This is a genomic window from Streptomyces sp. NPDC018964, assembly GCF_044390325.1.
In the GTDB taxonomy this organism is placed as follows: domain Bacteria; phylum Actinomycetota; class Actinomycetes; order Streptomycetales; family Streptomycetaceae; genus Streptomyces.
This window is the reverse complement of the sequence record NZ_JBIRYZ010000002.1, coordinates 72,902-93,209: the sequence shown is the minus strand read 5'-3', so window position 1 is coordinate 93,209 and position 20,308 is coordinate 72,902. Positions and strand designations below refer to the sequence as shown.

Genomic DNA, 20,308 nt, shown 5'->3' with positions numbered 1-20,308 from the left:
ATGATCCCGCATCTCGCTCCCACGTGGGGAGGCAACGGGGGTACGGGAGTGAACGCAGCTCAGGGCGGACTGGAGCACGCCCGGCGCACGACGGGAGTGGTGACCCCGCGTGCCCGGCGGAAAACCCTCCGTGTTGTGACAGACCCATGACGTTCCGGGGCCCTCCTCGGGCTTACGGAAGGGGGGTCGGGGGCGACTACCCTTTCCCTTCTGGCCCCTGCCCCACTCCCCACGGAACGCGAGATTCATGACCGTCAACGACGTCGATGACGTACTGCTTGTCCACGGCGGGACCCCGCTGGAGGGCGAGATCCGTGTCCGCGGTGCGAAGAACCTCGTACCGAAGGCCATGGTCGCCGCGCTGCTGGGCAGCGCACCGAGCCGTCTGGGCAACGTCCCGGACATCCGTGACGTCCGGGTCGTACGGGGTCTGCTGCAGCTGCACGGCGTGACGGTCCGTCCGGGCGAGGAGCCCGGCGAACTGGTGCTCGACCCCACGCGCGTGGAGAGCGCCAACGTCGCCGACATCGATGCCCACGCCGGGTCCTCGCGGATCCCGATCCTGTTCTGCGGCCCGCTGCTGCACCGGCTCGGGCACGCGTTCATCCCGGGGCTCGGCGGCTGCGACATCGGCGGCCGGCCCATCGACTTCCACTTCGACGTGCTGCGGCAGTTCGGCGCGACCATCGAGAAGCGGGCGGACGGCCAGTACCTGGAGGCCCCGCAGCGGCTGCGCGGCACCAAGATCCGGCTGCCGTACCCCTCGGTCGGCGCGACCGAGCAGGTGCTGCTGACGGCGGTCCTCGCGGAGGGCGTCACCGTGCTGTCCAACGCGGCGGTGGAGCCGGAGATCGAGGACCTGATCTGCGTCCTGCAGAAGATGGGCGCGATCATCGCGATGGACACCGACCGGACCATCCGCGTCACCGGTGTGGACAAGCTCGGCGGCTACACGCACCGCGCCCTGCCCGACCGCCTGGAGGCCGCCTCCTGGGCCTCCGCCGCGCTGGCGACCGAGGGCAACATCTACGTCCGCGGCGCCCAGCAGCGCTCGATGATGACGTTCCTGAACACCTTCCGGAAGGTCGGCGGCGCCTTCGAGATCGACGACGAGGGCATCCGCTTCTGGCACCCCGGCGGCCAGCTGAAGTCCATCGCGCTGGAGACGGACGTGCACCCGGGCTTCCAGACGGACTGGCAGCAGCCGCTGGTGGTCGCCCTGACCCAGGCGACGGGCCTGTCCATCGTCCACGAGACGGTCTACGAGTCCCGGCTGGGCTTCACCTCCGCGCTCAACCAGATGGGCGCCCACATCCAGCTGTACCGCGAGTGCCTGGGCGGCTCCGACTGCCGCTTCGGCCAGCGCAACTTCCTCCACTCGGCGGTCGTCTCGGGCCCGACGAAGCTCCAGGGCGCGGATCTGGTCATCCCCGACCTGCGCGGCGGTTTCTCCTACCTCATCGCCGCCCTCGCCGCCCAGGGCACCTCCCGCGTCCACGGCATCGGCCTGATCAACCGCGGCTACGAGAACTTCATGGAGAAGCTCGTGGAGCTGGGCGCGAAGGTGGAGCTCCCCGGCAAGGCCCTGGGCTGACACAAGCCGCCACACGAACGCCGATGGGGCGGTCACCCAGTGTGGGTGACCGCCCCATCGGCGTATGTGCAAGCGCCCTGAAGGGGCGCGGGGCCGCGGACATCTGCGGCTCCGCCGCGTGGGCGCGATCAGCCACAGACTGCCGGCAGTCGCCCACGGCGCCAGGCCTGAACGGCGCTTACGCGCCCTTACTTGCCCTTGGCGGCTTCCTTGAGCTTCGAGCCCGCCGAAACCTTCACGCTGTAGCCCGCCGGAATCTGGATCGGCTCTCCGGTCTGCGGGTTGCGCGCGGTGCGCGCGGCCCGGTGGGTGCGCTCGAAGGTCAGGAAACCGGGGACGGTGACCTTCTCGTCGCCCTTGGAGACGATGTCGCCGACGACCTCGGCGAACGCGGCCAGCACGGCGTCGGCGTCCTTGCGGGTCACCTCGGCGCGGTCGGCCAGCGCGGCCACCAGCTCACTGCGGTTCATGTTGTTACTCCCGTGTTCTTCTTGCCGTTGAGGCGTGCCACGCGGCGGAGCCGCATGTCGGGCACGGCCAAGCCGATGCTGCCAGGTTCCTCGGTGGGTCCCCTGACCCGGGTCCCTCGTCGGACCCTCGCGCCCAGGGACGCATCCTGCCTCTACCTGCGGCGGTAATGCCAATCCGGCACCCGCAGGAGTCGTGAGAACACCCCGGGGAGTCACACGAAGAGCGCCACGGCCCGGCCGCCACCCTAGAGGGCGGCCAGGATCTCCGGGTGCCCCGACGCGCCGTTTCCAACCCGCCGTGGCGATCCTCACAGCCCGCTCGGTGTCCAGGCCCCCCTAGGAGACCGACGCCCCCGCCGCCTTCGCCGCGTCGCGCACCGCGCCGGCGACGGCGCCCGCGACCTTGTCGTTGAAGACGCTGGGGATGATGTAGTTCGGGTTGAGCTCGTCCTCGGTGACCACGTCGGCGAGGGCCTTGGCGGCGGCCAGCATCATCTCGGTGTTGACGGTGCGGGACTGGGCGTCGAGCAGGCCGCGGAAGACGCCCGGGAAGACCAGCACGTTGTTGATCTGGTTGGGGAAGTCGGAGCGGCCGGTGGCCACGACGGCCGCCGTCTGGCGGGCGATCGCGGGGTCCACCTCGGGGTCGGGGTTCGCGAGCGCGAACACGATCGCGTCGTCGGCCATGGCGGCCACGTCGTCGCCGTCGAGGACGTTCGGGGCGGAGACGCCGATGAAGACGTCCGCGCCGCGTACGGCCTCCTTCAGGGTGCCGGTGAGGTTCTCGGGGTTGGTGTTGTCGGCGATCCAGCGCAGCGCGGAGCCGGGCGCGGCGTCGACCAGGTCGGCGCGGCCGGCGTGCACGACGCCGTGGATGTCGGCCACCACGGCGTTCTTCACCCCGGCGGCGAGCAGCAGCTTCAGGATGGCCGTCCCGGCGGCGCCGGCGCCGGACATCACGACGCGGATGTTCTCGATCGCCCTGCCGGTGACCCGCAGGGCGTTGGTCAGGGCGGCGAGGACGACGATCGCGGTGCCGTGCTGGTCGTCGTGGAAGACGGGGATGTCCAGGGCCTCGCGCAGCCGGGCCTCGATCTCGAAGCAGCGGGGGGCGGAGATGTCCTCCAGGTTGATGCCGGCGAAGCCCGGGGCGATGGCCTTGACGATCTCGACGATCGCGTCGGTGTCCTGGGTGTCCAGGCAGATCGGCCAGGCGTCGATGCCGGCGAACCGCTTGAACAGGGCCGCCTTGCCCTCCATCACCGGCAGCGCGGCCTTCGGGCCGATGTTGCCCAGGCCCAGCACCGCGGAGCCGTCCGTCACGACCGCAACGGAGTTGCGCTTGATGGTCAGGCGGCGGGCGTCCTCGGGATTCTCCGCGATCGCCATGCACACGCGGGCCACTCCGGGCGTGTAGACCATGGACAGGTCGTCACGGTTGCGGATGGGGTGCTTCGACGCCATCTCGATCTTGCCGCCGAGGTGCATCAGGAACGTACGGTCGGAGACCTTGCCCAGGGTGACGCCCTCGATGCCGCGCAGCTGCTCGACGATCTCGTCGGCGTGGGCGGTGGAGGAGGCCGCGATGGTGACGTCGATGCGGAGCTTCTCGTGGCCCGACGCGGTGACGTCGAGGCCGGTCACCGAGCCTCCGGAGGACTCCACGGCGGTGGTGAGCTGCGATACGGCGGTTCCGCTCGCGGGCACCTCCAGCCGGATCGTCATCGAGTAGGAGACGCTGGGCGCCGTTGCCATGGCCGACTTCCTCTGCTTTTACCGTGCCGCTGAGTGTGCCGTCCGATCGTCGCACCTACCCCTGGGTACGCGGTAGCCGCCCCGGATTGCGGACGTTTTGTTCACCGGCGCGTACCGGATCGCGGAAGGAAACGTCCATCACGCGGAAACGTCCGGGCAAGGAAAGAGGCCCACATCACAGTCCTGTGATGTGGGCCTCCCACTCGGTCTGAGTGACACCGACCCGCCATGCTCGCCTCGCGGCAAGTGGTCGCTCGAAGCGACTAAGGTTGGGCCCGGGGGCTTGGATCGGGCCGGTGCCACATCAAGGCTAACAAACGGATCCCGTAGGACCATTCCCGTGGCGCAACCGGTTTTTCCGGACGGCCCTCAGTCCCTCGTTCCCCCAGCCCCCAGCCCTTCAGTCCCTCAGCAGATCCGGCACCCCGGCCGCGTCCGGCTCGTCGCGGTCCGCCGAGACCACCGTCAGCTGCTGCGTGGCCCTCGTCAGGGCGACGTACAGCACCCGCAGGCCGGCCGGGGACTCGTCGGCGATCTCCGCCGGGGAGACGACGATCGTCGCGTCGTACTCCAGGCCCTTGGCCTCCAGGCTGCCGAGCGCCACCACGCGGTCGCCGAGCCCGTCGAGCCAGCGCCGGGCCTCCTCGCGGCGCTGCATGGCGACGACCACGCCGACGGTGCCGTCCACCCTCTCCAGCAGCCGGGCCGCCTCCGCGCGCACGGTCTCGCCCAGTACGCCCTCCGTGACGGCGAAGCGCGGCTCGACGCCGGTGGAGCGCACCGCCCTCGGCGCCTGCGACCCCGGCATGGCGAGGGCGAGCACCTTCGACGCCAGTTCGGCGATCTCGGCGGGGTTGCGGTAGTTCACGGTCAGCTCGAAGCGGCGGCGCGGGCGGGTGCCGAGGGCCTCGTCGCGGGCCTGGGCGGCCTCGTCGGGGTCGGACCAGGAGGACTGGGCCGGGTCGCCGACGACCGTCCAGGTGGCGTGCCGGCCGCGGCGGCCGACCATGCGCCACTGCATCGGGGTGAGGTCCTGGGCCTCGTCGACGATGACGTGCGCGTACTCGACGCGCTCCTGCGCGAGCCGCTCGGCCCGCTCCCGCTGTGTCTCCTCGCGCACCGGCATCAGCTCCTCCAGGCCGGTGAGCTGGTCCAGCGGGTCGAGTTCGCGCTTCCTGCGGGGGCGGGCCGGGGCGCCGAGGATCGCCTGGAGTTCGTCGAGCATCGCGATGTCGTGCACGGAGCGCCCGTCGCGCTTCAGCGCGCGGGCGACCTTGCGGACCTCGCCCGGGTTGAGGATCCGCCGGGCCCAGCGGCCCAGGCGCCGCTCGTCGGCCATGGCGTCCAGGACGGCGGCCGGGGTCAGCTCGGGCCACCAGGCGTCGAGGAAGGCGATGAAGTCGTCCTCGGTGGTGACGTCCTCGTCGAAGGAGGAGCGCAGCTCGGCGGCGAGCTGCGGGTCGGTGTGCCGGTTCCCGGCGCCGGAGCGCTCCCACAGGGCGTCCAGGAGCAGCTTGCGGGCGCGGGGGCGCAGCAGGTTGACCGGGGCGGTGCCGCCGAGGGCGGCGCGGCGGATGTCCGCCAGTTCCTCCGCCTCCAGTTCCAGGCGCCGTCCGAAGGCGACGACCCGCAGCCGCTGCGGTGCGTCGTGCCGCTCCAGCGCTCCGCGCGCGGCCTTCCGCAGCACCTTCAGCATGCGGTACGAGCCCTTGGCGCGGGCCACCGACGGGGAGTCGTACAGCGTGGCCTCGGCGCCGTCGACCAGCGAGCCGATGGCACGGATGGCGACCTGGCCCTCCTCGCCCAGCGAGGGCAGCACGCCCTCGGTGTAGGCGACGAGGAGCGGGGTGGGCGAGACGATGAGGATGCCGCCCGCGTACCGGCGCCGGTCCTGGTAGAGGAGGTAGGCCGCGCGGTGCAGGGCGACGGCGGTCTTGCCGGTGCCGGGGCCGCCCTCGACGTACGTGACGGAGGCGGCGGGGGCGCGGATCACCAGGTCCTGCTCGGCCTGGATGGACGCGACGATGTCCCGCATGGTGTGCGTACGGGCCTGGCCGAGCGCGGCCATCAGGGCGCCGTCGCCGATCACGGGCAGTTCGTGGCCGTCGAGGGACGCCGTCAGTTCGGGGCGCATCAGGTCGTCCTCGACGCTCTGGACCCGGCGGCCCTTGGAGCGGATGACGCGGCGGCGTACGACCCGGCCGGGGTCGACCGGGGTGGAGCGGTAGAAGGGGGCGGCGGCCGGTGCCCGCCAGTCGATGACCAGCGGGGTGTAGTCCTCGTCCAGGACGCCGATGCGGCCGATGTGCAGGGTCTCGGCGATGTCGGCGGTGTTGTCCGGGCGTACGGCGCCCTCGGCGGGCTCGACGGCGGTGTACGCGCCGTCGGGGCCCTTCTTGCCGTCCTTGCCGAGCAGCAGGTCGATCCGGCCGAAGAGGAAGTCCTCGTACTCGTTGTTCAGCCGGTTGAGGTGGATGCCGGCGCGGTAGACCTGGGCGTCCCGCTCGGCGAGGGCGCCGGGCGTGCCGACCTGGCCGCGCAGGGCGGCGTCGCGCATGAGGAACTCGGCCTCGTGGATCTTCTCCTCGAGGCGCCGGTACACCCGGTCGAGGTGTTCCTGTTCGAGTCGGATCTCCCGGTCGCGAACGGAGTCGTGAACCGGGTCGACCACGGTTTCCTGTTGAGCCTGAGCGGCCACCGGGCCCCCTTCTGACGTGCTGGGCAGCCGTCAACCGTACGCGAAGGGGACCCCGGTCGGCTACGGGCCCACCCGGTGGACCCCGCCGGAGACGCGGGGCCCGGCACGCACTCCCCGGAACACGCGCGCCCCCGGAAGGGGCCCGGCCGCGTCGTCACCGGTCGCCGACGCCCCCACGCCCGGCCGCGCGGGGGCGGTACCAGCGCGGCGGCCGGCGGCTGGTGGCACGGAAACGCGCTCGCGCGGGGGCGATCCCGTCGCCCCCGCTCACCGGTGCCGGCCCGATCGGCCGGGCAGGTCCTACGCGTCGACCTCGACGAGCAGCTTGCCGTCGAAGGTCATGACCTGGAAGTGGTCGATCTCGTTCGGCGCGAAGGCGGCGCCGCCCTGGACGTACAGCGGCTGCCTGGCCTTGTCCGTCTTGGCGTCCGGGATTCCGTAGCCCTCGCCGGGCACGGACCAGGAGTTGACCGTCTCGCGCTCGCCGTTCTTGCCGACGGCGACCAGCGAGCACTTCTGCTCGCCCTTGACGTTCTTCAGCTCCGTGACGATCTCGGTGCCCCAGAGCTTCTTCTCCAGGGCCACGGTCGCGGTCACCTGGGTGGTGGGATCGGTCGCCATGATCTTGTCGGAGCTCTTGTCGAAGGCCTCCTTGGCGGGGTTGGCCGCGAGCGTCCGCCCGGTGCCGCCCCCGTTCCCGCCCCCGTCGTCCCCGCCGCTGGCGGCCACGGCCACGAACGGCCCGCTGACGATCAGCGCGCCGGCGGCGGCGACCATGTAGAAGTTGCGGCGGCGCTTCCTCGCACGGCGCTCGGCCACCTCGTCGACCAGCTTCTCCACCACGCGCGGGGAGGGTTTGGCGGACAGCGACTCGCCCAGCGCGGGCGTCCCGGTGCCGGGCAGGTCCGCGAGCGCGGCCAGCATCGGTTCCATGCCGGCGAGCTCGTCGAGCTGCTGGGCGCACCACTCGCAGGTCGCGAGGTGCGCCTCGAAAGCGGTCGCCTCGGCGTCGTCGAGGATGCCGAGGGCGTAGGCGCCGACGGTCTCGTGCTCGTTCGGCACCGGTGATCCCTGCATGGGACCAGACATACCCGTACCGCCCTCTCCGTATCCCCCGTAAACCCTCGTCACGCCGTCACCCCCCGCTCCTCCAGAGCCAGCTTCATCGACCGCAGGGCGTAGAACACCCGGGAGCGGACCGTTCCGCTGGGTATGCCGAGTGTCTGGGCCGCCTCATTGACGGTACGCCCCTTGAAGTACGTCTCGACGAGTACCTCCCGGTGAGCCGGGGTCAGGTCGTCGAGCGCGTCCGACAGCGTCATCAGCCACAGCGCCTTGTCGATCTCGTCCTCCGCGGGGATGACCTCCAGCGGCGACGGATCGACCTCCTGCGGCCGGGCCTGCCGGCTGCGGTGGCCGTCGATGACGATGCGCCGGGCGACCGTCACCAGCCAGGGGCGTACCGAACCGGTCGCCCGATTGAGCTGACCGGCGTTCTTCCAGGCACGGATGAGCGTTTCCTGAACGACGTCCTCGGCGCGCTGCCGGTCTCCGGCGACCAGCCGCAGGACGTAGGCCAGCAGAGGACCGGCGTGCTCGCGGTACAGCGCACGCATCAGCTCCTCATCGGGTTCCGAGGGCTGTGAGGACATGCGATGTCGGGCCCTCGCTCCACGTTCATTGGCCACGGCCGCATCCTTGCGCACGCCCACCTCCGGTGTCCGGGGGATCCCCCCGTCGGTCGCTCGACAACCGGTACGGACGTCAGGGGGCGCGTGTTCAAAGCGAGATGACGGTTTTCCGCGAGGTCAGGTGACGACCGGGACATGAACCCACATTCCCCCCGCCTCTTCTTTACATTTCCGACACAACGGCAAGGGTGTGATGCCGATCACAGTGCGGGAGTGGTGAACTGCGTTGTGGTAGACGTCACTTCAGCATTCCTCCGCGGACCGCGTGGACGTCGCTCAGGCCCGCGCGAGTGCCGCGCGCCGGCGGTGGCGGGCGACGCGCTCCCGGTTGCCGCAGATCTCGCTGGAGCACCAGCGCCGCCTGCGCCCCCGGGAGGTGTCGACGTACACGATCGGGCAGTTGTCGCCCTCGCACTGCCGCAGGCCGCCGCGTGCGACGGGGTCGGTGAGCAGGTCCACCGCGTCCCGCGCGACGGCCGCGAGCAGTGCCGCGCGGCCGGGCGGGCCGTCGAGGCGGCGCACCAGCGCGCCGTCCTCACCGGGCACCGCGCGGGGCACCGGCGGCGCGGCACGGGCCAGTTCGTTGATCCGGGCGAGCGCGAGGTCGTACGAGCGGACACCGGGCACCGGCCGTCCGCGCACCAACGGGGCGAGCCACCCGCGCAGTTCGCGGAAGGCCGCCGGCCAGGACGCGTCGGCGTGGGCGAGCGCGGTGCCCGCGGGCACGAGCCCGGACCCGGTGATCCAGGCGCGCAACACCTCCACGGAGCCGAGCCGTTCCACGGGATGGGTGGTCGCGAGCAGGTCCAGGCAGACCCGCCCGGTGTCGAACCGCAGCTCGTGGGGCGCCGTGACCGTACCCAGTGCCATGTTCCTGCCACCGCCTAGGGTGGCCCCGCGCGAGGGGGCCGGTGAGCGATCCGGGAAGCCGTTCCCCTCCCACAGTGCCTGCCCGCCCCGGCCGCCGGAACCCCTCGCGCCGCGCTCAGCCCTCCCCGTACTTCGTCTCCGCCACCGGGTCCAGGGCGAGGCGGTAGCCGCGTTTGACGACCGTCTGGATCAGCTTCGGGGTGCCCAGCGCGGAGCGCAGGCGGGCCATGGCGGTCTCCACCGCGTGTTCGTCGCGGCCCGCGCCCGGAAGGGCGCGCAGCAGTTCCGCGCGGGAGACGACCCAGCCGGGCCGCCGGGACAGCGCCCGCAGCAGCGACATCCCGGCCGGCGGTACGGGCCGGAGCGCGCCGTCCACCAGGACCGCGTGCCCCCGGATCTCCACCCGGTGCCCGGCGACGGGCAACGCGCGTGCCCGCGCGGGCAGTTCCCGGCAGAGGAGCTGGACCAGCGGGCCGAGCCGGAAGCGTTCGGGCTGCACCGTGTCGATGCCGCGGGCCTGCAACGGCAGCGCGGTGACCGGGCCGACGCAGGCGGACAGCACATCGTGGCCGAGCGCGGCGAGCAGGTCGTCGAGCAGTCCGCGTTCCTCCGCGCGGGACAGCAGGGACACGGCGGCGGGCGCGCTGGTGAAGGTGACCGCGTCCAGGGTGCGGGCGACGCACCCGTCGATGAGGCGGTCGACGGGACCGAGGTCCTCCGGCGGCAGCCACCGGTAGACCGGTACCCCCACCACCTCCGCTCCCCCGGCCCGCAGCGACTCCACGAACCCGGGCAGCGGCTCACCGTGGAGCTGTACGGCGATCCGCAGTCCGTCGACGCCCTCCTCCAGGAGCCGGTCGAGCACCTCCGCCAGGGACTCCGACGCCGGCGACCACTCCTCGGTCAGCCCGGCGGCCCGGATCGCGCCCTTCACCTTGGGCCCGCGCGCCAGGATCCGCACCCCGCGCAGCCGCGCCAGCAGGTCCTCGCCCAGCCCCCAGCCGTCGGCGGCCTCCACCCAGCCCCGGAACCCGATGGCGGTGGTGGCGACCGCGATGTCCGGGGCCTGCCCGATGATGTCCTTGGTGGCGGCCAGCAGTTCGCTGTCGTCGGCGAGCGGCACGATCCGCAGGGCGGGGGCGTGCAGTACGGCGGCTCCGCGCCGCTCAAGGAGTGCGCCCAGCTCGTCGGCCCGTCGCGCCGCGGTCACCCCCACGGTGAACCCCGCGAGGGGTCCGTGTTCCGGTGGCTGCTCTTGTTCGTCGTACATGGCTCTCGTCCCGGCTCGAGTCGGTGTACCGCACGAAGGTGCGTACTGCGTGGAGGCGCGGCTCCGCCTGCACGCCGATCGAGCCTGTCAACGATCCATGACAGGCTCGGTTCGGCTTCATGTCACCAGTGTTACGTCACTTCGCGTCACACGTCGGCGTAGCTGAGCTGCGGCTTCTCCTGCGGAGCGGCGTCCGTGTCCGTCGGCCGGGCCGCCGGGCGGCGCAGGTATACGGCCCAGGTGGCCACGAAGCAGACCACGTAGCAGGCGAGGAAGGCGACGAACGCGCCGGTGCCGGAGCCGTAGGAGAGGAAGGACTGGCGGAAGGCCAGGTTGATGCCGACCCCGCCGAGCGCGCCCACCGCGCCGATCAGCCCCATGGACGCCCCGGACAGCCGCCGCCCGTACGCGGCCGCCTCCTCACCCACGAGCCCCCTGGCCAGGGCCTTCGCCTGGAAGATGCCGGGGATCATCTTGTACGTCGACCCGTTGCCGAGGCCGGTCAGCACGAACAGCACCACGAAGGCGACGGTGAACAGCGCCAGCGACTCCCGCATGGAGGCGACGATCAGCACCACCGTCGCCGTGCCCATGGCGACGAAGTTCCACAGCGTGATCCGCGCGCCGCCGTACCGGTCGGCGAGCGAGCCGCCCACCGGGCGGATCAGGGAGCCGAGCAGCGGGCCGATGAAGGTGACGTACGCGGCCTCGAGCGGGGTGCGGTCGAACTGGCTCTGCAGCACCTGCCCGAAGGCGAAGCTGTAGCCGATGAACGAGCCGAAGGTGCCGATGTAGAGGAAGGACATGATCCAGGTGTGCGCTTCCCCGGCGGCGTCCTTGGCGGCGCCGGTGTCGTTCTTCACCGAGGCGAGGTTGTCCATGTACCGCGCGGCGAGCACGGCGGCGACGACGATCAGCGGGATGTAGATGCCGAGCAGCACGCGCGGCCCGCCGCTCGCGCCGATGATCGCGAGGGCGGCGAGCTGGATCACCGGGACGCCGATGTTGCCGCCGCCGGCGTTCAGTCCGAGCGCCCAGCCCTTCTTCCTGAGCGGGAAGAAGGCGTTGATGTTGGTCATGGAGGAGGCGAAGTTGCCGCCGCCGATCCCGGCCAGCAGGCCGACCAGCAGGAACGTGGAGAAGGACGTTCCCGGCTCCATCACGGCGAACGCGGCGACGGAGGGCACGAGCAGCAGCCCCGCGCTGATCACCGTCCAGTTCCGTCCGCCGAAGACGGCGACGGCGAAGGTGTACGGCACCCGGACCACGGCGCCGACCAGCGTGACCATCGACGTCAGCAGGAACTTGTCGGCGGGCGTCAGCCCGTACTCCGGGCCCATGAAGAGCACCAGCACGGACCACATCGTCCAGACCGAGAACCCGATGTGCTCGGACAGCACGGAGAAGAGGAGATTACGGCGGGCGATCCTCTCTCCGCCGCGGTTCCAGAAGGTCTCGTCCTCCGGGTCCCACTCCTGAATCCAGCGGCCGCTGCGGGCTGTCATGAGGCCTCCACTGCTCTCCGGGGGCGCGGGCGGTGCCGCGAGGGGGTGGTCCCGACGGTAGGGAGAGGGCGTTTCGTCGCTGTGGCAGGCGGTGACCGGCAGGGAACGTTGCGCTCACCCGGGACGGGGACCAGGTGAGAGGTACGGCGGCTTCAGCGCCGCGGGGGTGGTGCGGCAGGCCCGCCCACCTCGAACCGGAGCAGCTTCCCGACCCCCCGCCCCAGCACGCCGTCACCGAGGGCCCACCCTCCCCAGGAGTCGGCGTACTCCTGCACGAGACGCAGTCCACGCCCGGACCCGGCGTCGCGCGGGGCGAGCGGTACGAAGTCCTCACCGGACCCGCCGAACGGGGCGGGGACGTGCGGGTCGCTGTCCCACACCCCGACCCGCAGCCGGCCGTCGCTCAGCCCCGTGAGCCGCAGGGAGGCGGGCCCTTGGTGTGCAGGCAGGCGTTGGTGACCAGCTCCGACGTCAGCAACTCCACCTGGACACCCATCACGGGGGCCGCGGTTTCCTGGACGCGGAGGCACAGTTGGTCAAGTACCGAGCCGTACTGGACCACATGACATCCTGCGCACTCGGGCCCGCCGAGTCCCGCGACTTCATCCACCACCTCGTCCGAGAAGCCTGAGAAGCCTGAGAAGGAACACCGTGCCCACCATCCGCTGGCGCAAGTCGTCCCACAGCGGCGACAGTTCGAACTGCGTGGAGATAGCCACCACCCCCGCCGTCGTCCTCGTACGCGACTCGAAGGACACGTCCGGCCCCCGGCTCGGCCTCTCCCCCGCCACATGGGTCGCCTTCCTCACCCACATCATCAAGTGACCGTGACGTCAGCCCCGGTGCGCCCCGGTGCTCGGCTGGGGGCGCTTGCGCCTGCTGCCGTTCGGCCACAGGCGCGGCTTCCGCTTCGCGCCGAGGTCCTCGATCCAGCCGACCGTGAGGATCATCAGGCCGATGAGCGGCCAGACCAGGGCGAACGTCCAGAACGTGTACGAGCTGTCGAGGGCGGCCGTGGCCCGCTCGCCCTGCATGAACGGGAGCCGGTACAGCAGGTCGATGATCGGGAACGTCAGCATGATCATCATGTTGTGCCACAGGTAGATGGTGACGGCCCGGTTGTTGGACAGGGTCACCAGCTTGTCCCAGTTCGCCAGGCGTCCGGGGAGTTCGCGCCAGGACGGCGAGTACTGGAGCAGGATCACCACGAAACCGAACGACCAGGTGGCGTCGGCCAGCGGAATGTCGTTGAGGTCCCAGCCCGAGGGACCGAGGTGGCCCGAGGCCCACCACAGGCCGAAGGCCATGACCAGGGACGCGCAGGAGACGGAGACGTACCTCGGGATCCGCTTCAGCATGCCGTCGTGATGGGCGAAACCGAGGACCCAGCAGCCGCCGTAGACCGCGAAATCGATGACCGCGTTGCCCAGTTCGCCGGGGATGGTCACCAGACCGGTGCCGACGATCGCCGTCAGACCGAGCGGCGCGAGCAGCGTCGGCCAGGGTGCCTTGCGGAAGAGCCACAACAGCAGCGGCGACGCGATGACGAACCACAGGTACGCGCGCAGGTACCACAGCGGCCCCACCGTCTCGTCCGCCCACGTGCTCTCCAGCGGGCCCACGACTCCGGCCTCCACCGGGTAGGGCGGGGCGCCGACCGGGACGACGTAGTTGACCAGGTTGACCAGACCCCACACCCCGTCCTGGTCGGGGTCCTTCGAAGGGCTCCAGTCGACCAGGAACAGCAGTACCAGCACGACCGCCCCGAACGCCCACATCGGCGGCAGCAGTCGGCGGACCCGCCCGCGGATCACGCTCCACGCCGGACGCTTCAGCGAACGCGCCATCAGCGAGCCGGCCAGCGCGAACATCACGCCCATCGACGGGAACAGCACCGACAGCCAGGCCCAGCCGAAGAGGTGGTACACCACGACGCGGACCAGGGCGATGGAACGCAGCAGGTCCAGGTAGCGGTCGCGGCCCGGCTTCTCGGGCTCCGGGGCGGAGGCCGTCTCGGGCGCCGGCTCGGCCGCGCGCTGCCGCGGGAGCGTGTACGGCGTCCCCGGGGCCGCGCCGGTGTTCCCCGCGTACGGCGTTCCGTACGGGCCCGCCGGTTCCGGGTTCGTACCCGTGCCGGTCGTGTATCCGTGAGTCATGCCACGGGCCTCCGATCATCGCTGTGCGGGGCGCGCTGGCTCGGCACCGCTCCGCCGACGGGCGCCTCGACGACGCCGGTGCGCCGCAGCTTCTGCCAGCGCAGGCGGCCGCCGGTGAGTGCGGTGATCCAGGACTGGAGCAGCACGACGTACATGAGCTGGCGGTAGAGGATCTGCTGCAGCGGCAGCGAGATCAGGTGGGTCATGCGTTCACGGTCGAGGCGGAAGGCGAAGGCCGCGCAGACCGCCTGGATGGCCAGGACGCCCAGCCACGCCGCGATCGTCTTCTCGGTGGGGCCGAAGACGACGCCGTAGAGCAGGAAGACGTCGATCAGCGGGGCCAGCAGCGGGGCCACGATCATGAACAGGGAGACGAAGGGCAGGCCGACGCGGCCGAAGCGGCCGGAGGGGCCCTTGTCGATCACCGCGCGGCGGTGCTTCCAGATGGCCTGCATGGTGCCGTACGACCAGCGGTAGCGCTGGGACCACAGCTGCTGGACGGACTCCGGGGCCTCCGTCCAGGCGCGGGCGTTCTCGGCGTACACCACGCGCCAGCCGGCGCGGTGCAGCGCCATGGTGACGTCGGTGTCCTCGGCGAGGGTGTCGTCGCTCATGCCGCCGATGGGCTCCAGGGCGGAACGGCGGAAGGCGCCGACCGCGCCGGGGATGGTCGGCATGCAGCGGAGGATGTCGTACATCCGGCGGTCCAGGTTGAAGCCCATCACGTACTCGATGTGCTGCCAGGCGCCGATGAGGCTGTCCTTGTTGCCGACCTTGGCGTTGCCGGCCACCGCGCCGACCCTGGGGTCACCGAAGGGCTGGACGAGTTCGCGGACGGTGGACGGTTCGAAGACGGTGTCGCCGTCCATCATCACGACGATGTCGTAACGGGCGTTGGCCAGGCCCCGGTTGAGGGCGGCCGGTTTGCCCGCGTTGAGCTGGCGGATCACCCGTACGTTGGGCAGGCCCATCGCCTCGACGATGCGGGCGGTGCCGTCGGTGGAGCCGTCGTCGATGACGAGGACCTCGATCGGGTGCTCGCTCGCCATCAGGGAGTTGACGGTGTTCTCGATGCACTTGGCCTCGTTGTACGCCGGGACCAGGACCGTCACCGGTTCGTGGACCGGCGGGCCCCAGCGGAAGTTCTTCCGGCGGACGCGGCGGGCGTGGGCACCGGAGAGGAGGAGCATCAGGACGAAGCGGGCGATGACCAGGGTGCCGATGATCGCGAGGCCGACCACCAGGACGTCGGTGACGTGCTCGGAGGCCTGGACCAGGAAGATCCACGCCTTGCCCTTCCAGAGTTCGGCGCCGGTGACCGGGCTGTGCGCGCTGGGCGCGTCCAGGGCCTCGGTGAGGTTGTCGAACTCGTAGCCCTTGTCCTTCAGGTCGGGCAGGAACCTGTCGAGTGCCTCGACGGTCTGGCTGCGGTCGCCGCCGGAGTCGTGCATCAGGACGATGGCGCCCTTGCCGCCGTGCGGCGTGGCGCGGCGGATGATCTCGTCGACGCCGGGCCGCTTCCAGTCCTCGCTGTCGGTGTTGTTGACGACGGTGAGGTAACCGCGGCTGCCAATGTACTCGGTGACCGGCCAGGACTCGTTGTCCATGGCCTCGGCGTAGGAGGAGTACGGCGGGCGGAAGAGGGAGGTGCGGATGCCGGCCGCGCCGGTGATCGCCAGTTGGTTCTGCGACAGCTCCCAGTCGATGCGCTTCGTGGACTGGAGGGCGAGGTCGGGGTGGTTGAAGGTGTGCAGGCCGACCTCGTGGCCCTCGTCGACCATGCGCTGGACGAGGTCCGGGTAGCGGGAGGCCATGGTGCCGGTGACGAAGAAGACCGCGTGCGCGTCGTGCTTCTTCAGCACATCGAGCACCTTCGGGGTCCAGGTCGGGTCCGGGCCGTCGTCGAAGGTGAGGACGAGGCGGCGGTCGGGCACGCTCAGGCTCTGGAGCTTGCCCGCGCGGGCGTCGATGACCGGGCCGCCCTCCAGTATCTCCTCCGGCACCTGGGTGGTGGGGGCGGGTTTCTGGACGCGGTGGTCGGCGAGGATCTCGCTGTGCACGTATCCGCGCAGCATGAGCATGGCCGCCAGGGCGACGAGGACGAGCACCGGGAGCAGCAGGCGCAAGGGCACGCGGCGGCGCGAGGCGCCGTCACGGGCCTGGCGGGCGGCCCGGTGACGGGGGGAACGGGATGCCATCAGACGACGTTCTCCGGGGACGGTGCGGTGGGAGCGGTGGACGGCTCCGTCCGTGCGGCGGAGCCGTGGGCGACGACCGGCAGGCCGGCGGGGACACCGGCGGCGTTGTCGGTGCCCCCGGCCTCTCCGTCGCCGGTGGGGGCGGTCGACGCGGGATCGGGGATCTTCGACCCCGGCGGGTCGGCGGGCGTCGTACCCGCGGTGTCGTCCGAGGGCGTGGTGGTGTCGCCGCCACTGCCGGTGGCCGAGCCGGTGGTGTTCTGCCGGGTCGACGGGGGTGCCGGGTCGGTGGCGTCCGGCTGGTCCGCGGTGCCGGCCCCGCCGCCCGTCGCGGGGGCGGTGGTGCCGTCCGAGGGGGTGCCGGAGCCGGGCGTGGCACCCGTCTCCTCGGGTCGTGGTGTCGTCTCGACCTGACCGGTGGGTTCGCTCTCCTGGCCGGGGACGGGCATCCAGGGGGCGTCGGAGCTGCCGGACAGCAGTGTGGCGACCATGACGACGGCGTAGCCGACGCAGGCGAGTCCGACGGCCAGGCCGATACGGCGGTAGAGGCGGATGCGGCGGCCGGACTCGTCGACGAACACGGGTCCGCCGGCGGCCTCCTGCCCGCCGCCCGCCCGGCTCGCCGCCCGGCGCAGTTCGAGGCCTTCCCCGATCTGCACGGAGTCGAGCTGGACCGTCACCTCGTGCGGGTCGTGGGTGGCCGCGGCGGAGTCGCCGGGGTCCGGGGCGGGGTCCGGGAACTCGGTCGGCGCACCCGAGTCCGAAGCGGGGTGCAGGAACTCCGTCGGCGCACCCGAGTCCGAGACGGGATGCAGGAACGCGGTCGGCGCACCGGCTGTCCCGGGGTCGGACAGCGGGTGTCCGGACACCGGAGGGAAGACGGCTGTTCCGGGGTCCGACGGCGGGTGTCGGAAGGCCGACGGGGAACCGGCCGCTCCGAAGTCGCCCGAAGGGCGTGCTCCGGCCTGCCGGGACGAAGGGCCCGCCGTCGTGGCACCGGAGGCCCCGCCCGGCCGGCGGGGTATGCGCAGGGCGGCGGTGCGCTCGGTGTCCCAGGGGGCGTCCACCGGGCTCTCGGACGGCGTCGACCGGTGCGGTGCCGTGGTGCCCCCGGCGCCCCAAGGAGCGTCCACCGGGCTCTCGGACGGCGTCGACCGGTGCGGTGCCATGGTGCCCCCGGCGTTCCAGGGAGCGTCCGGCCGACCCTCGGACGGTGCCGCGGGGCCACGGGGGTCACCGGCCCCCGGGCCGGTCCACGGCTCGGGCCGGACGGAGGGGTTCGCGCGGTGAGCGGCGTCGGGCAGGACCTGGGTCCGGTCGCCGCCGGGGAAGGCTCCGGGACGGGCCCAGTGGTCGTCGAGGGAGCCGGGGCCGGCCCCGCGCACGTCCGCGCCGGCGGGCCCCTCGTTCAGGGGGAAGACCCTCGTCTCACGCAGGTCCTCGTGCTCGGCGTTCCCGAACGCCGGTATGCCCTCAGGTCGTTCCAGTTGGGTTTCTTCTCGCCATTTTTCCACGCGCACGCACTTCCCCCCACAGGGCACTTACGGTGCGCGTACGACTCGAGCACCCGCCGGCGGACCGGGCCCGCACCCGCTCCGAGCGCCCCGTTTATCACACCGTGCTCGAGGACCGAATGTAGCGCACGTGGAAGTCCTGTGTTCCCGGTGCGGTCATTCGTGTCAGTAGTGAGACATCACCGGGCGGCCATCACGGCGACGTCCCGGTCGGGCAGCCATCCCTCCTCCGGACGCCGCAGCCAGCCCTCCTCGGCGGCGACGACGGCCGCCGCCCGCCGGAGAACACCCAGAGCGGGATGAACAAGCCCTTTACGCCACACAAGGGACACCGGTGACAGGGGAATCGGGTCCACGAGAGGGCGCAGCACCGTCGAGGGAAGTGGCGGAAAATCGACCACGGCGAGGATCGGGTGACGGGTCCTGGCCATGATCCGCTGGAACTCCTCCTCCCCGACGGCCAGCGGCGCGGGCGGCGCGAGCGCGATCCCCCGCCCTTCGAACAGCGACCGCGCGAGGTCCGTCCACTCCGGCGTACGGGGGTTGCCGGCCCCGGCGTAGACCGTCTCGCCGGCCAGCGCGGCGAGCGGCACCTCGGCCAGTGCGGCCAGCGGGTGGTCCTCGGGCAGGACGACCGCCATCGGCTCGTGGCGCACGGGCTGCTGGTCGAGCCCGGCCCGCAGCGCGGGGGCGAGGCCCGCGAACCGTCCGAACGACGCGTCGAGCCGCCCCGCGAGCAACTCCCCCGCGGCCCCGGTCAGCCCGCTCTCGTAGCGGGCCATCAGTTCGTGGGCGGGGGCGAGTTCGCGGGCCCGGTGGAGTACCCGGCGCGGGGTGGCGAGGCCCGGCGAGTTGAGGTCCACCAGCAGGGGCCGGGCCTGCCCGGCGGCGGCGAGCAGGTCGTCCTGCGCCTGGAGCACCGCGCGGGCGTACGGCAGCAGGCGTTCGCCGTCGGCGGTGAGCGTCACCTGGCGGGTGGTCCGTACGAACAGCTCGTTGCCCAGTTCCCGTTCCAGCCGCCGTACGTCCCTGCTGAGCGCCTGCTGGGCGACGTGGAGGCGGGTGGCGGCCCGGGTGAAGTGCAGCTCCTCGGCGACGGTCACGAAAGCGCGCAGCAGGCGGGGGTCGAGGTGGGCGGGGGCCGACATTCCGCGAACTTACAACACGGGTGCGTCAATCGGTGCCGGAAAGGTGTTGGACCGGCCGCACGGCCACGGGCGACGGTGGTGTCATGCCCCAGCCGACCTCCCGTTCCCGGGACACCCCCCTGCTCACGGTCACCGCCGACACCCTGGTCGCCGTCGACTTCGGCCCGCGCGGGCGGCGCGAGCCCCGCGCGAAGGGCCCGTACCGCCGCCCCGGGGGCCCGTACCGCCGTCTCTTCGCGCTGCCCGGCGCCCGCGCGTTCACCGCGGGGAACCTGATCGCGCGGCTGCCGATGGGCATGTTCAGCGTGAGCGCGGTCGTGATGATCGCCGGGACGCGGGGCTCGTACGCCCTGGCCGGCGCCGTCACCGCGACGGGCCTGGCGGCGACGGCGGTGGTCGCGCCGTGGACCGCGCGCCTGGTCGACCGGTACGGGCAGGCCCGTATCGCCCTGCCGGCCACGGTGTTCGCCGTGCTCGGCTCCCTCGCGCTGCTGCTCTGCGTGCGGCACGGCGCCCCGGCCTGGACCCTGTTCGCCTCCTACGCCGCCACCGCCACCACCCCCAACACCGGCGGGATGTCGCGGGCGCGCTGGGCGCACCTGCTGAAGGGGGACGCCGAGGCCCTGCACACCGCGAACTCCTTCGAACAGGCCGCGGACGAACTGTGCTTCATGCTCGGTCCGGTGCTCGCGGCCTTCCTGTGCGGGACGTTCTTCCCGGAGGCGGGCACGCTCGTGGGTGCCGTGCTGCTGCTGACGGGCATCCTGCTGTTCACCGCCCAGCGGTCGACCGAGCCGCCGGTCGAGCGGCGTTCCTCCGGGCGGGCGCCGCTGCGGGCGCCCGGCATGCGGCCGCTGCTGGCGGTCTGTCTCGCGACGGGCGCGGTGTTCGGCTCGCTGGAGGTCGTCACCCTCGCGTTCGCGGACGAGCGGGGGCACCGCGCGGCGGCCGGTGCGGTGCTCGCGCTCCAGGCGGCCGGCTCCTGTGCGGCGGGGCTGCTGTACGGTGCGGTGCGCCCGGCGGGGTCCGTGCGGTCCCGGCTGCCGTGGTGCCTGGCCGCGATGACCGCGCTGATGGTCCTGCCGCCGCTCGCGGCCGGGCTCACCGGCTCGCTGGTGCTGCTGGCGGGGACGCTGCTGGTCGCCGGGATGGCGACCGCGCCGACGATGATCACCACCATGACCCTGGTGCAGCGGTGCACGCCCGGGGGCCGGCTGAACGAGGGCATGACGCTCGCGGTGACCGGCCTGCTCGGCGGGATCGCCTGCGGCAGCGCGGCGGGCGGCTGGACGGTGGAGCACCTCTCGGCGACGGCCGGGTACGGCGTGCCGGTGGCGGCGGCCGCGACCGCGCTCCTCGTGGCCCTCTGCGCCCTCGTCCCGTTCGGACCGTCGAACCGCTCCACCGATTCCCTCCCGACCCATTGACGGCCACGGGCC

General features: G+C 72.2%; 16 protein-coding genes. 4 read left to right on the top strand and 12 right to left on the bottom strand.

The window, feature by feature from the left end; genetic code table 11:
* The first annotated feature begins 247 nt into the window (after nt 1-247).
* Complete coding sequence (gene murA, locus ACH5AO_RS03125) at nt 248-1,594, top strand: UDP-N-acetylglucosamine 1-carboxyvinyltransferase (RefSeq protein WP_217130775.1); 1,347 nt, start codon at nt 248-250, stop codon at nt 1,592-1,594.
* A gap of 188 nt (nt 1,595-1,782) precedes the next feature.
* Here murA and ACH5AO_RS03120 read toward each other — a convergent pair whose 3' ends face one another.
* The 8 genes from ACH5AO_RS03120 to ACH5AO_RS03085 all read right to left on the bottom strand — a co-directional run bounded on the left by ACH5AO_RS03120 (nt 1,783) and on the right by ACH5AO_RS03085 (nt 11,853).
* Entirely contained in the window at nt 1,783-2,064 is a 282-nt protein-coding gene (locus ACH5AO_RS03120; protein ID WP_004987462.1) for an HU family DNA-binding protein, read from the bottom strand.
* A gap of 336 nt (nt 2,065-2,400) precedes the next feature.
* Complete coding sequence (locus ACH5AO_RS03115) at nt 2,401-3,819, bottom strand: NAD-dependent malic enzyme (RefSeq protein WP_398921210.1); 1,419 nt, start codon at nt 3,817-3,819, stop codon at nt 2,401-2,403.
* A 400-nt stretch (nt 3,820-4,219) separates the two neighbouring features.
* Nucleotides 4,220-6,517, bottom strand: a complete 2,298-nt coding sequence (locus ACH5AO_RS03110) for a HelD family protein (RefSeq protein WP_398921209.1) — start codon at nt 6,515-6,517, stop codon at nt 4,220-4,222.
* 300 nt (nt 6,518-6,817) lie between these two features.
* Entirely contained in the window at nt 6,818-7,579 is a 762-nt protein-coding gene (locus tag ACH5AO_RS03105; RefSeq protein WP_398921207.1) for an anti-sigma factor family protein, read from the bottom strand.
* Nucleotides 7,580-7,644: 65 nt separating this feature from the next.
* A complete protein-coding gene (locus ACH5AO_RS03100) occupies nt 7,645-8,229 on the bottom strand; it encodes a sigma-70 family RNA polymerase sigma factor (protein WP_004930798.1) in 585 nt (194 codons plus the stop codon).
* A 255-nt stretch (nt 8,230-8,484) separates the two neighbouring features.
* Nucleotides 8,485-9,078, bottom strand: a complete 594-nt coding sequence (locus ACH5AO_RS03095; RefSeq protein ID WP_398921205.1) for a CGNR zinc finger domain-containing protein — start codon at nt 9,076-9,078, stop codon at nt 8,485-8,487.
* Between the two features lie 115 nt (nt 9,079-9,193).
* Nucleotides 9,194-10,348, bottom strand: a complete 1,155-nt coding sequence (locus tag ACH5AO_RS03090; protein ID WP_398921204.1) for a uroporphyrinogen-III synthase — start codon at nt 10,346-10,348, stop codon at nt 9,194-9,196.
* Between the two features lie 146 nt (nt 10,349-10,494).
* Nucleotides 10,495-11,853 (bottom strand): nitrate/nitrite transporter, encoded by a 1,359-nt coding sequence (locus ACH5AO_RS03085; protein WP_398921202.1) that lies wholly within the window; start codon nt 11,851-11,853, stop codon nt 10,495-10,497.
* A 439-nt stretch (nt 11,854-12,292) separates the two neighbouring features.
* On the opposite strand from ACH5AO_RS03085, the gene ACH5AO_RS03080 reads away from it, so the two are divergent.
* Nucleotides 12,293-12,484 carry a Scr1 family TA system antitoxin-like transcriptional regulator gene (locus tag ACH5AO_RS03080; RefSeq protein WP_398921200.1) on the top strand — a complete coding sequence of 64 codons (192 nt, stop codon included), beginning with the start codon at nt 12,293-12,295 and terminating at the stop codon, nt 12,482-12,484.
* A gap of 20 nt (nt 12,485-12,504) precedes the next feature.
* A complete protein-coding gene (locus tag ACH5AO_RS03075; protein ID WP_398921198.1) occupies nt 12,505-12,678 on the top strand; it encodes a DUF397 domain-containing protein in 174 nt (57 codons plus the stop codon).
* Between the two features lie 8 nt (nt 12,679-12,686).
* Here the strand turns inward: ACH5AO_RS03075 and ACH5AO_RS03070 are convergent, their stop codons facing one another.
* From ACH5AO_RS03070 to ACH5AO_RS03055, 4 genes are all read right to left on the bottom strand, one after another.
* On the bottom strand, nt 12,687-14,009 hold the full coding sequence (locus ACH5AO_RS03070) for an acyltransferase (RefSeq protein ID WP_398921196.1): 1,323 nt from the start codon (nt 14,007-14,009) through the stop codon (nt 12,687-12,689).
* Entirely contained in the window at nt 14,006-16,207 is a 2,202-nt protein-coding gene (locus ACH5AO_RS03065) for a polysaccharide deacetylase family protein (protein WP_398921194.1), read from the bottom strand. Before ACH5AO_RS03065 ends, ACH5AO_RS03070 begins: the two co-directional genes overlap by 4 nt.
* On the bottom strand, nt 16,207-17,721 hold the full coding sequence (locus tag ACH5AO_RS03060) for a hypothetical protein (RefSeq protein ID WP_398921191.1): 1,515 nt from the start codon (nt 17,719-17,721) through the stop codon (nt 16,207-16,209). The genes ACH5AO_RS03065 and ACH5AO_RS03060 overlap by 1 nt, the downstream gene beginning before the upstream one ends.
* 179 nt (nt 17,722-17,900) lie before the next feature.
* Nucleotides 17,901-18,869: a LysR family transcriptional regulator gene (locus ACH5AO_RS03055; protein ID WP_398921189.1), complete on the bottom strand. Its 969-nt coding sequence runs from the start codon at nt 18,867-18,869 to the stop codon at nt 17,901-17,903.
* A gap of 83 nt (nt 18,870-18,952) precedes the next feature.
* Here ACH5AO_RS03055 and ACH5AO_RS03050 point away from each other — a divergent pair, with 83 nt between their 5' ends.
* Nucleotides 18,953-20,296, top strand: a complete 1,344-nt coding sequence (locus ACH5AO_RS03050; protein WP_398921187.1) for an MFS transporter — start codon at nt 18,953-18,955, stop codon at nt 20,294-20,296.
* Nucleotides 20,297-20,308 lie beyond the last annotated feature (12 nt).